This window comes from Amycolatopsis sp. MJM2582 (assembly GCF_000754115.1).
Taxonomy (GTDB): Bacteria; Actinomycetota; Actinomycetes; order Mycobacteriales; family Pseudonocardiaceae; genus Amycolatopsis; species Amycolatopsis japonica.
Genome location: NZ_JPLW01000001.1, coordinates 870,800 through 884,362 on the forward strand (window position 1 = coordinate 870,800; position 13,563 = coordinate 884,362).

Consider the following 13,563-nt stretch of genomic DNA (forward strand, 5'->3'; position numbering starts at 1 on the left):
TTCCGTTTCTGTCGGGGATCTTCCTGCGTCCAGCCTGGGACCCGCCGTCGTATTCGCGCGTCTGCCGCAGGTCGTATCCCGATGTCTGCCGCGAGAGGGATCCGCGAGGCCCCGATCCGGGATTACGCTCGGCCGGTGCTCTCCTTCCTCAGGAACCACCCGAAAGCCGTGGACATCGGGCTGACCGTGCTCATCGGACTGTCCACTGTGGTCTCGGCCGACGATCCGGAGGGCTTCGACTGGTGGCTTACCTCCTTGGTGTCCTTGGCTTCCCTGCTCGTCCGGCACCGCAATCCCACGATCACCTTCGCGACCGGCGCGGTCGTCTCACTCCTCCATCTGGCCATGGGCAACGATCTTCGCCCGGTCGATGTCGTGGCGTTGATCGGCCTCTTCTCCGTCGCGGCTTGGGGATCACGACGGCTTTCGTTCGCCCTGCTCGCGGGGAGCCTGCTGGTCACCGGAGCCTGGATGATCCACGCCGCCGACGCGAACACGCGGGAACCGGCGCCGGTACCGCCGCGGATCATCATCATCGATCCGCTGGCGCCTCCCGAGCCCGAGGACGACCAAGTGCAGGACTGGGGCGGTTTCGCCGGTGTCGGGTTGTCGCTCGCGGTGGCGTGGCTCGCCGGGCTGAACACGCGGCAGCGCCGGATCCGCCTTTCGGTGCTGGAACAGCGGGCCGCCGACCTCGAACGCGAGCGGGACACCCAGGCCGCGCTGGCCGTGGCCGCCGAACGCGGCCGCATCAGCCGCGAGCTGCACGACGTCGTCGCGCACGCGCTTTCCGTGGTGGTGCTGCAGGCGCAGGGCGCCCAAGCCGAACTGGAGCGACGGCCGGAGCGAACGCGGGAAGCGCTGGACGCCATCGTCGGCACCGGACGGACCGCGCTGGGCGAGATCCGGCGCCTGCTCGGCGCGCTCGGCCAGGACGAGCCGGAGTGGGAACCCCAGCCGGGCGCGGAACGCCTGCCGCGGCTGGTCGCCGACATCCGTTCCGCGGGCACGCCGGTCGAGTTCCTGGTGGACGGGGAACTCCGTCCGCTTCCGTCCACAGTGGACTTGGCGGCGTACCGGATCGTGCAGGAAGCGCTGACGAACGTCCTGAAACACGCCGGTCCGGCGGCGTCGGTGACTATCGTGATGCGGTATGGGCCCGAGACGCTGGAGATCGAAGTGACCGACGACGGCATCGCGGCGGAAGAGCCGTCCGGCTCCGGGCACGGCCTCGAGGGCATGCGGGAACGGGTGAACGTCCTGGGCGGCACCTTCGACGCGGGGCCGCGTCCGGAGCGCGGCTTCGCCGTCCGCGCGACCCTGCCCTCATGACGATCCGGGTGGTCATCGCCGACGACCAGTCGCTCGTGCGCACCGGCCTGCGGATGATCCTGGACAACGCGGACGACATCGAAGTCGTCGGCGAGGCGGGTGACGGGGCGGAGGCCGTCGCGCTGGTGGCGGACCTCGATCCGGACGTGGTGCTGATGGACATCCGGATGCCCGAGGTGGACGGCGTCGAGGCCACCGCCGCGATCGCCGCCGCCCACCGCGCCCGCGTCCTGGTACTGACCACGTTCGACCTGGATGAATACGTCTACGCCGCGCTCCGGGCCGGGGCCAGCGGCTTCCTGCTCAAGGACGCGCTGGCGCCGGATCTGCTCGCCGGCGTCCGCGTGGTCGCCTCCGGCGAGGCCACCCTCGCGCCCACCGTCACCCGGCGGCTGCTCGACCGCGTCGTCACCGGCCTGCCCGCGGCGCCGCCGGACGACCGGCTCGCCCTGCTCACCGGACGTGAGAACGAGGTGCTGCGGCAGCTGGCCAGGGGCCTGTCCAACGCCGAGATCGCCGAACTGCTGTTCCTGTCACCGGGCACGGTGAAGACACACGTCGGCCGCATCCTCACGAAGCTCGGCCTCCGCGACCGCGTCCAGGCGGTCGTGTTCGCCTACGAATCCGGGCTGATCAGCCGCTGACCGCGGCGGGCGTGCGCCAGTGCTTGCCGCGGCGGGGCCGCCGGTGCTGGCCACGCCTGCCGAGGTCGCCGAGAGCGTCCAGAGGCCGTGCGGCGAATTCCTCGGCCGTGATGCCCATCCGCACCAGGTACTTGATCTCGCCGCGCACCACCTCGGTGTCGGCCAGCCTGCCTTCCTCGCGGAAGCCGAGGCAGCCGTGCAGCGAGAGCGACGCGACGTTGCCGCCGTACACGCTGACCTCGCATTTGCGGAAGCCGCGCTGCCCGAACATATGCGCCAGCAGGACGGTGATGGCGTCCGTGGCGTAGCCGCAGCGCTGGTGACGCGGGGCGATCCCGATGCCGTAGCCGAACTTGCCGGTCGCCGGGTCGGCGCCGATGGTGCAGACCGAGCCGACCAGCATCCGGCCGCGCACGGTCTCGATGCCGAAGTGGATGTCGTCGCCGGCGGACCCCGAACGGTGCGAAGCCCAGTGCCGGTGCCCGCCGCCGATCAGCGGCGTCGCCTCGCGGGCCATGTCACGGTCGAAGCCCATCAGGACCCGGCGGTCCCGGAGGCCGACCTCGCGCAACCGCACCTTCCGCCCGACCTGCTCGGGCTCCAGGGCGGAGCGGCTCACCGCGTCCGGCCGCACGGGTGCTCACGAACGATCACAAGCATGCATCGACGATATCGGTAGCCGAAACGCCCGAAGGCCCCCACCCGGTTCGGATGGAGGCCTTCGGCGTGAAGAAAGTCAGATGGCGACGACGCGCTGGGCCTGCGGGCCCTTCTGACCTTGGCCGATCTCGAACTCGACGCGCTGCCCCTCGTCCAGGGACTTGAAGCCGCTGCCCTGGATCTCCGAGTAGTGCACGAAAACGTCCGGTCCGCCGTCGTCCTGAGCGATGAAGCCGAAGCCCTTTTCGCCGTTGAACCACTTAACGCTGCCCTGAGCCATACTTTTTTACCTGCTCTTCATAGCGAGTCTGAGCCCATTCGATGCCCCGATCTCGCCGTCCATTGTCGCAGGTCTTGCCCGTTCGCACACGCTGCCGTCCCGAACCGGGTCATTTCCCCAGGTCAGCATCGACCTTCTCGTCCGCTTGACCTTGACCCTGCGTCAGGGTCGGAGCCTTGCCCCATGACGAACACACCCCCTGTCGGAGGACTCCAGGAGATAGACGACCACCACCTTTTCGTGCACCGATCGGGTGAAGGTGGGCCCGCCGTCGTGTTCTTGCCGGGCGCCGGTGCGGTCGGCCTCGACTACTTCGGCGTCCAGCAGGAGGTCGCGCGGTTCACCACCGCCGTGGTGTACGACCGCGGCGGGACGGGCCACAGCGACGCCCTCCCCCTGCCCCGCACCGCCACCGCGGTCGCCTCGGAACTGCGCGAGCTGCTGGTCGCCCTGGAGATCCCCGCCCCGTACGTGCTGGCGGCGCACTCGCTCGGCGGCCTCTACGCGCACCGGTTCGCGCAGCTCTACCCGCGCGACGTGGCCGGGCTGGTCTTCCTGGACGCCCTCCATCCGGACTGGGACGACTTCATGCCGCCCGAGGCGAGCCTGTCCGCGGCCGGGCGGCCGTCACCCGGTCCGGATCGCGCGGCCCTTCGCGCGATGTACGCCGAGCTGCGCGAGGCCTATCCGGAAGACGTCCGCGAGGCGCTCGTCGACGCCAAGGTGAGCGACGAGTGGCTGCGCATCGGCGCCGCGGAGCGCACCGGCCTGGTCGCGCTCGCCGGCGAACTGCGAGCCGGGCCGGAGCTGCCCGACGTCCCGGCGATCGCGCTCACCGTCGTCGCGTCTCCACCGCAGGAGGTCGACGAGGCCAAGCTGAAGATGGACGCGGCCCGCGTCGGCGGGTTCTCCCGAGGGGAGCAACGCGTCCTCGACGACACACTGCATCATCGACTCTGCTTCGATCGCCCTGACGCGGTGGTCCAGGCGATCCGCGACGTCGTCGAAGGCCTTTAGGCTCGGGAAGAGGAGGACGGGTGCTCACGATCGGCCAGCTCGCGGCGACCGCGGGCGTGACCGTGCGCACCGTCCGCCACTACCACCACATCGGCCTCCTGCCCGAGCCCGAGCGGGACGCCTCCGGTTATCGCCGCTACAACGCGCAAGCGGCCGTGGACCTCATCCGGATCAGGACCCTCGCCGACGCCGGGGTGCCGCTGGCCCGCGTCGACGCGCTGCTGCACGCGGAACCCGCCGAGTTCGCCGCCGCCGTTTCCGACATCGACGCCGAACTCCGGCGCAAGATCGACCGGCTCGCCGAAAACCGCCTCCGGATCGCCGAACTGACCGGCGGCGAGCGGCTCGTCCTGCCGCCCGACGTGGTCGCCCTCCTGGAGCGGATGCGCGGTCTCGGCGTCAGCGAGCGGCGGGTGCTGCTCGAACGCGACGCGTGGATCCTGATGCGGGCGCTGGATCCCCGCGCCGTGCCGGAACGGGTGCGGGAGAAGAACGCCGCCTTCGACGATCCCGAGACGCTCCGCGCGTACCTCGCGTGCGATCAGGCTGTCGAATGGGACCCGCGCGATCCGCGCCTGGACGCGCTCATCGACGACCTGGACGCCTGGGCGGTCGAACACGAACGGCGGGGCGGCCGTCCGGGGTACGGCGAGCTGGTGGTTTCCCGTGTCTCCGAGGCTTCCCCGGCGTGGCGACGCGTTGTCGGCGAGCTCGCCCGGCGCCGCGCCGAGCGCGGATAGTCCGGAGTCCCAGGCCCGGCCTCGGTCACCCGTGTCCGTCGGGCTCCGAGCCGATCCGGTAGGACACCGGCCTGCCTTCCTCGTCGCGCATCTCGACCGGTTTGCCCTCGGCGTCCACGATCTTGCCGTCGACGATCTTGTCGCCGTTTTCGAGCCGGGAGAAGGCTTTCAGATCCGAGTAGTCGATCACCCTGGTCGCCGTCGCGAACACCGACGGATCGCCGCCCGCCTTGGCGGGCTTGAGGTGGTTGAACAACAGGTTCAGCACGACGGCCGTGAGCGCGGCGGAGCTGATCCCCGAATGGAAGATCGTGCCGACCCACGCCGGGAAGTGGTGGTAGAACTCCGGCGCCGCGATCGGGATCATGCCCATCCCGACCGACGCCGCGACGACCACCAGGTTCATGTTCCCGTTGTAGTCCACTTTGGACAATGTCTTGATACCGGACGCCGCGACCGTGCCGAACAGCACGAGACCGGCACCGCCCAGTACCGGATACGGGATCGCGGCCACCACGCGGCCCAGCACCGGGAGCATGCCGAGGATCAGCAGGATCACGCCGCCGGCGGTCACCACGAACCGGCTCCGGATCCCGGTGATCGCGACGAGGCCGACGTTCTGGGCGAACGCGCTCTGCATGAAACCGTTGAACACCGGCGCGATCGCCGAGGACGCCATGTCGGCGCGCAGCCCGTCGCCGATCCGGCGTTTGCCGACGCGCGTGTCGACGATCTCGCCGACCGCGAGGATGTCCGCCGTGGTCTCCGTGAGAGTCACCAGTACGACGATGAACATCGACACGATCGCGGCGACGTCGAAGGTCGGCATGCCGAAGGCGAACGGCGTCGGTACCGCGAAGATCGGGCCGTCCCAGACCTTGGAGAAATCGGCCTTGCCCAGCACGGCGGCCAGTACGGTGCCCACCACGATCGACAGCAGGATCGAGAGCCGGGAGATCGCCGGGACGGCGACCTTGCTGAGCAGCAGCACGATCGCCAGCGTCATCGCGGCCAGCCCGACGTTGGAGACCGAACCGAATTCCGGCGATTTGGTGTTGTTGCCCATCGCCCATTGGGCCGCGACCGGCATCAGGCTCAGCCCGATCACCGTGATGACCGTCCCGGTGACGACCGGCGGGAAGTACTTCACCAGCCGCGAGAACACCGGCGTGATGAGCAGGCCGAGCGCCGCGGACGCGATCACCGAGCCGAAGACGGCGGGCAGCCCGCCGTCCGCGACGATCGCGGTCATCGTCGCCACACCCGCGAAGGAAGTGCCCTGCACCAGCGGCAACCGGGAGCCGAAGAACGGGATGCCGAACGACTGCAGGATCGTCGCCAGCCCGCCGATGAACAGGCACGACGCGACGAGCAGCCCGATCTCCGCCGTCGAAACGCCCGCGGCACCGCCGATGATCAGGGGCGGCGCGATGATCCCGCCGTACATCGTCAGGACGTGCTGGATGCCGTAAGTGAAACTCTTGCCGATCCCGAGCCGTTCGTCCTCGGGCCTGCCGCTCGCGGCCGTTTCGGCCTGCGTCCTCTTCACCATGGATCCGCCTCTCGGTAGAAGCGAGCGATGCCGGGCAATTTCAATCTGCGGAGGTTAACTTCCGCATGGCAGAACTCGCAAGACCCTGCCCGTACGGGTCGTCCTTCCGGCGAGCGGACAAAGATCCTTTCCCGCACAGGAAGCCGGGGCGCGGCGATGGTAGAAACGCCTGGCCCAGTCGGCGAGCTCCCGAAGGCAGGAAGACGGCACACCATGGCGAATCCGCTGGTCGCTGAACGTGAGGACTCCACCAAGGGGCATTCCGGTGTGCCGCTGCTGGAATCGGCGAACGACCTCAAAGAAGGCATCGAGAAGGGCGACTGGGCCGCCGTCGCGATGGGTGCCGTCGGGACGGCTCTCGACGCGCTGTCGATGGCCATGGATCCGTTCGGTTCGATCCTCGCCGCGGGCGTCGGCTGGCTGCTCGAACACGTCGGCCCGCTCTCCGACGCGCTCGACGCCCTGACCGGCGACGCCGACCAGATCAAGGCGCAGGCCGAAACCTGGGCCAACATCGCCAAGGAACTCGGCGCCGTCGGCACGGAGCTGACCGACCTGGTCAAGGCCGACCTGCAGACCTGGGCGGGCGACGCGGCGGACCGCTATCGCGAGCGCTCGGCGGACACCGTCAACGTGCTCACCGCCGCGCAGAAGGGCTGCGAAGGAGCCTCCAGCGGCGTCAAGACCGCGGGCGAGGTCGTCGCCGCCGTCCGCACCCTCGTCCGCGACATCATCGCCGAACTCGTCGGCCACCTCATCAGCTGGGCGCTGCAGGTGCTGTTCACCCTCGGCATCGGGCTGACCTGGGTGGTGCCGCAGGTGGTGACCGCGGTCGCCAAGACCGCCGCGAAGATCGCCGACATCACCACCAAACTCGTCAAGGCGCTCAAGGGCTTGATGCCGCTGCTCAAACGGGCCGACTCGCTTTTCGACGACGCCGCCAAGGCCCTGCGCAAACTGAAGGGCGGGAAGGTCGACGCCCCGCCGCCGCCCAAGACCAAGGGCGGCAACGATCGCGGGCTCGACACCAAGAAGGACAAGGATCCCGACGAGGGCACCACCAGCTCCAGCGCCGACGGCAAACCCGACGGTGGCAACAACAACGGTGGCGGCAGCTCCAACGACAAGGGCACCAATACCAAGTCCGACAACGACCAGACGAACAGCAGCGGCGCCGGCGGTGGAGGCGACCGGGACCGGGGTGGCAACACCGACACCACCAAGAAGGACGGCAACGGGGATCGTTCGACGTCTTCGGATTCCAAGAACTACTGCGGTGACCCCGTCGACGTCGCGACCGGCGAGGTCGTCATGAAGCAGGTCGACGTGACGCTGCCCGGCGACGCGGCGGAGCTGGAACTCTCACGCACGCATCTGTCTTCCTACACCGCCGGACGCTGGTTCGGTCCTTCTTGGACGTCCACAATGGACCAACGATTGGCGTTCACGGGTGATCGGATCCTGTTCTACGCCGAAGACGGCATGGTGCTCACCTATCCCGTTCCGACGGCGACGCCCGTGCTGCCCGTGCAGGGCCCGCGGCACCGGCTGCGCCGCGCGGCGGACGGATACCGGCTGTCGATGGGCGATCGCGAACTGCGTTTCGCCGGTGCGGGCCGGATCCTGCCGCTCGTGGCCATCGAGCAGAACGGCGGGCGCACGGAGTTCGCGTACGCGGCCGACGGCTCTCCCATCGGACTCCGCCGCGACGACGGCGTCGAAATCGCGATCGGCACGGCGAACGGGCGCATCGTCGCGCTCGGCGCTCCGGGTCAGCCGCCGCTCGTGCGCTTCGCCTACAACCGGCACGGCCAGCTGAGCACCGTCACGGACTACGCCGGCCGCCCGATGACCCTCGATTACGACTTCGGGCACCGGCTCGTCGGCTGGAAGGACCGCACGGGCACCTGGTACCGCTACGTCTACGACGACGCCGGTCGCTGCGTCCGCGCCGTGGGCGCGAGTGGCTACTACAACGCGACGTTCGCCTACGAGCCCGGCACGACCCGGCACACCGACGCCGTCGGCCACACGTGGACGTACCGCCTCAACGACGCCAAGCAACTGATTGAACGCATCGACCCACTGGGCAATTCCCAGCGCTACAACTGGAACCGGCGCGACGAGCTCCTGTCCACAGTGGACGAACTCGGTCGCGAGACCGGCTACGAATACGACGAACACGGCGAGCTGGTGGCCGTCCACCGTCCCGGCGGGGAAACGGTGTCGCTGGCGCACGCCGAGGGCGAGGTCCGGCTGTCGGCGGGAGGCGTCCGGCGGACGGTCCCCGCCTTCGATCCGGCCACCACCCTCATCGGTACCGGGCTGCCGATGGAGATCCCGAACGCGCCTGACCCGCTCACCGACGCCCCCGTGACGGATCGCCCCGGCGATCGCGACCTGTTCGGCCGCCCGCGGCTCGCGTACACGGCATCCGGTGGCGCGGCGAAGCTCGGCTGGACGGCCGACGGCCGCCGCGCGTGGCGGCTCGGCCCGGACGGTGGCCGCGAGACGTGGGTGCACGACGCGGAAGGCCACGTCGTCGAGCACCGCGACGCGACCGGTGCCGCGCGGCGCCGCAAGTACGGCCCGTTCGGCCTCGTCCTGGAGGAGACCGACGCGGCGGGCGCGCGCACGCTGTTCACCTACGACGGCGAACTGCGGCTCACCTCGGTGACGAATCCGAACGGCCTCACCTGGCGCTACGTCCGCGACGCCGCGGGACGGCTCGTCGAGGAGACCGACTACGACGGCCGCCGGATCGGCTACACCTACGACGCCGCCGGACAGCTGCTTCGCATGACCAGCAGCACGGGCGACGTGACCGAGTACTTCTACGACCTCCAGGGCAACGTCGTGGCGCGGCGCACGCCGGACGACGTCACGCGCTATGAATACGACGCGCTCGGCAGGTTGATCGTCGCCGAGAACATCGAGTCGCGGGTCGAGATGACGCACGACGACGGGGATCAGGTCGTCGTCGACACGATCAACGGACTCGGGGTGTGCTGGCGCCGCGAGGGCGACGTGCTCCTGCGCCGGACATCGTCCGGTGTGGACAGTGAGTGGCGGTTCACCGAATCGGGACTGCCGCGGTCGCTGAAGATCGCCGGGCACGAGATCGAATTCGGCTACGACGACGCCGAACGCGAGATCACGCGCAGCATCGACGGCACCGTGGTGCTCCAGCGGCGCTTCGACGCGGAAGACCGGCTCGCCGAAGAGGAGATCGCGGGGGTCGGGAAGCGCGTGTACGGCTACCGCCCGGACGGCAGGCTCGCCGCCGTCGACGACGCGATCCGGCCGTGGCGGCTCGCCTTCGACGCCGCGGGCCGGGTCAGCGAGGCACGCGGACCCGCCGGGGTCGAGCGATTCACCCACGACGCGGCGGGAAACCTCACCCACGACGAGGGTGTCTACGACTCCGACGAGCGGGGCCGCGTCACCGGCGACCGGTCCTGCGCCTACGAGTGGGATCACCTCGACCGGCTGCGTTCGGTGCGCACTCCCGACGGCGCGTTCTGGACGTATCACTACGACCCGCTCGGGCGGCGGTTCGCCAAACGCCGGTGGCTGATCGATCAGGACGGCGGGGCCGAACTCACGCACGACGTCCGCTTCCTGTGGAGCGGGATGAACGTGGTCGAGCGGATGGACTACGACCCCGCCGACGAGTCCTACCGGCTCTTCACCTGGGAACGCTACGACGACGACCGCCCGGTCGCGCAGATCGAGCGCACCGGCGCCGCGGATGACGTGACGTTCCGCGCCGTGATCACGTCGCCGGCGGGCACGCCGACCGAGCTGCTCGACGAACGCGGCACGCTGGTCTGGCAGGACCGCAGCAGTTTCTGGGGTGTGCCACTGCCCGGCGCGGACACCGCGTCGATGCCGCTGGCCTTCCCCGGCCAGCACCGCGACGAGGAAACCGGGCTGCACTACAACGTTTTCCGGTACTACGACCCGCGGACCTCGCGCTACCTCAGCCAGGATCCGCTCGGCCTCGCGGCCGCGCCGAACCCCGTCGGCTACGTCGATCAGCCGCTGCTCATCGGCGACCCGCTCGGCCTCGTCCCGCCCTGCGGGCGGAGCGGTCCTGGCAACCAGCCGCGGCCACAGCCCGTCGGCCCCGGCGGACAACCCCAGCCGTTGCGGAGGAGCCCGCGGAAACCTCCCGTCAACGTCGACAAGATGTCGAAGGAGGAGTTCGAGAAGTTCAAGCCGAAGCTCGACGAGATCCTGAAGGCGGACAAGCACTTCTTCTGGTCCGGCGGTACCAAGAAGCGCAAACGCGGCGAAGAGGACGAGTACCTCGGCTCGATCGAGGAGAAGGCCACCAAGATCGCGAAGCAGAACGGCGGCAACACCCTCGAGGGCACCCTCAAGGACAACAACATCAAGATGCCCGGGTGGATCAACGATCCGAAGGACCCGAGGAGGCCGCTCGTCCAGGAGAAGTGGGACTACGTCTCCGAAACCTTCGCCAAGAACTCCAACAAGGACACACACGTGGTCTTCCCCTACTGGCCGGGCAAGGGGCACGACATCTACCCGCATCGCCGCGAGGACAACGTGTTCGACGTGACCGAGTACCCGCGGCTCGAAAAGATGGGGATCGACGAAATCACCAAGCACAACGCGGAAACCGGGCACACGCGCCCGTACCGGCACACCAAGTGACGTTGCCCCTGGCCGGGCGATTTGGTATACCAAAGGGAGCTTGTCGAGAAAGGTGCTCCCTTGTTGATCCGTGACGTCCGCCCCTGGGGTGGACAGCGCAGCGACGTCGAAGTGGCCGATGGCCGGATCACCGCGGTACGGCCGCACGATCCCGCGGCCGCGACGGCGCCGGACACCGTCGACGGACGCGGGCGGCTGCTGTTCCCGTCGTTCAGCGACGTGCACGTCCACCTGGACTCGACGCGGATCGGCCTGCCGTTCCGGCCGCACACCGGCGCGCCCGGCGTATGGGCGATGATGCTGAACGACCGCGAGAACTGGCGGAACGCCGAGGTCCCGCTGCCCGAGCGCGTCGCCGGAACACTGGAGCGGATGATCGCCAACGGCACCACCCGCGTACGCACCTACGCGCAGGTGGACGTCGATTGCCGCCTCGAGAAGCTCGACGCCGTCCTCGCCGCGAAGGAGCGCTTCGCCAAGCACGCCGACGTCGAGATCATGGCGTTCCCGCAGGCCGGGATCCTGCGCGAACCCGGCACCGTGGACGTGCTGGAGGCCTCGCTGCGCTCGGGCGCCACGGTCGTCGGCGGGATCGACCCGTGCTCGCTGGACAAGGACCCCAAGGGGCATCTCGACGTCGTGTTCGGGCTCGCCGAGAAGTACGGCGTCGAGGTCGACATCCACCTGCACGAACCCGGCCATCTGGGCGTGTTCTCCACCGAGCTGGTGATCGAACGGGTCCGCGCGCTGGACATGCGCGGCAAGGTCACCATGTCGCACGCGTACGAACTGGGCTCGATCTCGGAATCGGTGAGCCGCCGGCTGATCGACACGTTCGCGGAACTGGACATCGCGATGGCGACCGTCGCGCCGTCGACCGACGGCCAGCTCTCGCTCGCGGACCTCACGACCGCGGGCGTGCGCGTCGGCCTCGGCGAAGACGGCCAGCGGGACTACTGGAGCCCGTACGGCAACTGCGACCTGCTCGACCGCACCTGGCAACTCGCCTTCACGAACGGCTTCCGCCGCGACGACCTGATCGAGATGGCGCTGGCCGTCGCCACGATGGGCGGCGCGTCGATCATGAGCCACGACGTCCCGCGGCTGGCGGGCATCGCCGACCGGCCGGGGGTGGCCGTCGGCGACCGCGCCGACCTCGTGCTGGTGGACGGCGAGACCCCGACGAGCGCGGTGATGGACCGGGGCAAGGACCGCACGGTGCTGCACGACGGCGTCGTCGTGGCGGACGCCCTTTCGGTGGTGGGTTAAACCGTTGGCACCCGCCCTCGACTGTCCATAAGGGACACTCTTTGGGGCGAAAGCCCGATTTGGCCACTTTGCGCGAAGGCTGTGGGTGATTTAGGCAGTTTCATCGAGAGATAGCCAAAGGTGGCATGTCGCGAAAGCCACTTTCGGGACATCAGACGTCGCGAAAGTGGCTTTCGCGACACGAGCGCGATCGGTTCCGTCACGCGAAATCGCCCGGCTGCAGGTAGCTGAGACACGGTTGGTTCTATCGACCAGCAGGGCGAAGGTGGCGCACTCAACTCGCCAAGGTGGCGCCACCAGCACGACACCCTTGCCTTACCTCTCAATAAACCGTTGGCACCCGATCGCGGCCGCTGCTACCTTGCCGGAGGCCGTGCGAGCGAACGAGGAGGTGGTACCCGTGGACATTTCGACATGGGTGCTCCCCTCAGGGGTCACGGTCGGGCGATAGGTCGTCCGGGAGCGCCGTCTCACGAGCACTCCCGAAAGGCACGACCATGCACTTCGCTTCCGAAAAACACCTCGAAGACGGCGTCCTCGAGCGCGGATTCACCCTCGGCGAGATCCCCGGCATCCTGTGGACCCCGGAGTCCGCGGCGCCGGTCCCGCTGGTCCTGATGGGCCACCCCGGCGGGCTGGGCAGGATGCACCCGCGGCTCGTGGCCCGCGCCCTCGCTTGCGCGGCGGAGGGCTACGCCACGGCCACCATCGAGCTCCCCGGAGCCGGTGACCGGCCGCGTTTCCCCGTCGTCGACGAGGCCCGCGCCGATCTTCAGCGCGCACTGAAGGCCGGCGAGCCGGTCACCGACGACATCGTCGACCGGCTCGTCCTCCCGCTGGTCGAAACGGCCGTCCCCGAATGGCGAACCACCCTCGACGCGCTCCTCGCACTGCCTGAAATCGGCGGCCCGGTCGGGTTCTCAGGCGGGGTGATCGCCATCGGCACACGACTGGCGTCGGTCGAACCCCGCGTCGAAGCCGCCGTCCTGTTCGCCGGAAGTTATGTGCCGCGCAGCATCCTCGAAGAAGCGCGGCAGGTCACCATCCCGCTGCACGTCCTGCTCCAATGGGACGACGAAGGGAACGACCGGCAGCAGGCGCTGGATCTGTTCGACGCCTTCGGCTCCAACGAGAAGACGTTGAACGCCAACATGGGCGGGCACACGGGCGTCCCGTCGTTCGCCGGGGAAGCCGCGGGCCGGTTCCTCGCCCGGCACCTGAAGTGACGTCCGGGGCCGCGGCGGTACCGGCCGCGGCCCCGGCTTCAGGCCGTATCTTGAGCGGAACCGCGATGATCCGACCGGAGTGCGGAGTGGACGAACGAACGCGAGAGATCCTGTGCGGTCTAGCGACGAACCCGGCTTTGCCCGGCCCTCTGCGCGCACTCCT

Annotated in this window: 10 protein-coding genes; 7 read left to right on the top strand and 3 right to left on the bottom strand. The window is 69.3% G+C overall.

The genetic code is table 11. The features are described from left to right. Positions 1–135 precede the first annotated feature (135 nt). Entirely contained in the window at positions 136–1,332 is a 1,197-nt protein-coding gene (locus tag ED92_RS04305; protein WP_037333198.1) for a sensor histidine kinase, read from the top strand. Continuing rightward, on the top strand, positions 1,329–1,976 hold the full coding sequence (locus ED92_RS04310; protein WP_037333200.1) for a response regulator transcription factor: 648 nt from the start codon (positions 1,329–1,331) through the stop codon (positions 1,974–1,976). Before ED92_RS04305 ends, ED92_RS04310 begins: the two co-directional genes overlap by 4 nt. Here ED92_RS04310 and ED92_RS04315 read toward each other — a convergent pair. Both ED92_RS04315 and ED92_RS04320 read right to left on the bottom strand, forming a co-directional pair. After that, positions 1,966–2,610 carry a GNAT family N-acetyltransferase gene (locus ED92_RS04315; protein ID WP_037333202.1) on the bottom strand — a complete coding sequence of 215 codons (645 nt, stop codon included), beginning with the start codon at positions 2,608–2,610 and terminating at the stop codon, positions 1,966–1,968. The genes ED92_RS04310 and ED92_RS04315 overlap by 11 nt on opposite strands. 102 nt (positions 2,611–2,712) lie before the next feature. Continuing rightward, on the bottom strand, positions 2,713–2,916 hold the full coding sequence (locus ED92_RS04320; protein WP_005149851.1) for a cold-shock protein: 204 nt from the start codon (positions 2,914–2,916) through the stop codon (positions 2,713–2,715). 183 nt (positions 2,917–3,099) lie between these two features. Here ED92_RS04320 and ED92_RS04325 point away from each other — a divergent pair, with 183 nt between their 5' ends. Together ED92_RS04325 and ED92_RS04330 are read left to right on the top strand one after the other, a co-directional pair. Beyond that, positions 3,100–3,933, top strand: a complete 834-nt coding sequence (locus ED92_RS04325) for an alpha/beta fold hydrolase (RefSeq protein ID WP_037333204.1) — start codon at positions 3,100–3,102, stop codon at positions 3,931–3,933. Between the two features lie 20 nt (positions 3,934–3,953). Further along, positions 3,954–4,673, top strand: a complete 720-nt coding sequence (locus tag ED92_RS04330) for a MerR family transcriptional regulator (RefSeq protein ID WP_037333206.1) — start codon at positions 3,954–3,956, stop codon at positions 4,671–4,673. Between the two features lie 25 nt (positions 4,674–4,698). On the opposite strand, the gene ED92_RS04335 is transcribed toward ED92_RS04330, so the two are convergent. Continuing rightward, positions 4,699–6,225 carry a nucleobase:cation symporter-2 family protein gene (locus tag ED92_RS04335; protein ID WP_037333207.1) on the bottom strand — a complete coding sequence of 509 codons (1,527 nt, stop codon included), beginning with the start codon at positions 6,223–6,225 and terminating at the stop codon, positions 4,699–4,701. Positions 6,226–6,438: 213 nt separating this feature from the next. Between ED92_RS04335 and ED92_RS04340 the strand changes: the two genes are divergently transcribed. From ED92_RS04340 to ED92_RS04355, 3 genes are all read left to right on the top strand, one after another. Next, on the top strand, positions 6,439–10,905 hold the full coding sequence (locus ED92_RS04340; RefSeq protein ID WP_052120254.1) for a DUF6531 domain-containing protein: 4,467 nt from the start codon (positions 6,439–6,441) through the stop codon (positions 10,903–10,905). A 60-nt stretch (positions 10,906–10,965) separates the two neighbouring features. Next, on the top strand, positions 10,966–12,174 hold the full coding sequence (locus ED92_RS04350; RefSeq protein WP_037333209.1) for an amidohydrolase family protein: 1,209 nt from the start codon (positions 10,966–10,968) through the stop codon (positions 12,172–12,174). Between the two features lie 497 nt (positions 12,175–12,671). Beyond that, positions 12,672–13,400, top strand: coding sequence for a dienelactone hydrolase family protein (locus ED92_RS04355; RefSeq protein WP_037333210.1), 729 nt, complete (start codon positions 12,672–12,674; stop codon positions 13,398–13,400). Positions 13,401–13,563: the final 163 nt, after the last annotated feature.

Excerpts from the sequence above, each read along its gene's own strand:
- ED92_RS04310 (WP_037333200.1), top strand. The coding sequence starts at position 1,329 with ATGACGATCCGGGTGGTCATCGCCGACGACCAGTCGCTCGTGCGCACC.
- ED92_RS04320 (WP_005149851.1), bottom strand. The coding sequence starts at position 2,916 with ATGGCTCAGGGCAGCGTTAAGTGGTTCAACGGCGAAAAGGGCTTCGGC.
- ED92_RS04325 (WP_037333204.1), top strand. The coding sequence starts at position 3,100 with ATGACGAACACACCCCCTGTCGGAGGACTCCAGGAGATAGACGACCAC.
- ED92_RS04335 (WP_037333207.1), bottom strand. The coding sequence starts at position 6,225 with ATGGTGAAGAGGACGCAGGCCGAAACGGCCGCGAGCGGCAGGCCCGAG.
- ED92_RS04340 (WP_052120254.1), top strand. The coding sequence starts at position 6,439 with ATGGCGAATCCGCTGGTCGCTGAACGTGAGGACTCCACCAAGGGGCAT.
- ED92_RS04355 (WP_037333210.1), top strand. The coding sequence starts at position 12,672 with ATGCACTTCGCTTCCGAAAAACACCTCGAAGACGGCGTCCTCGAGCGC.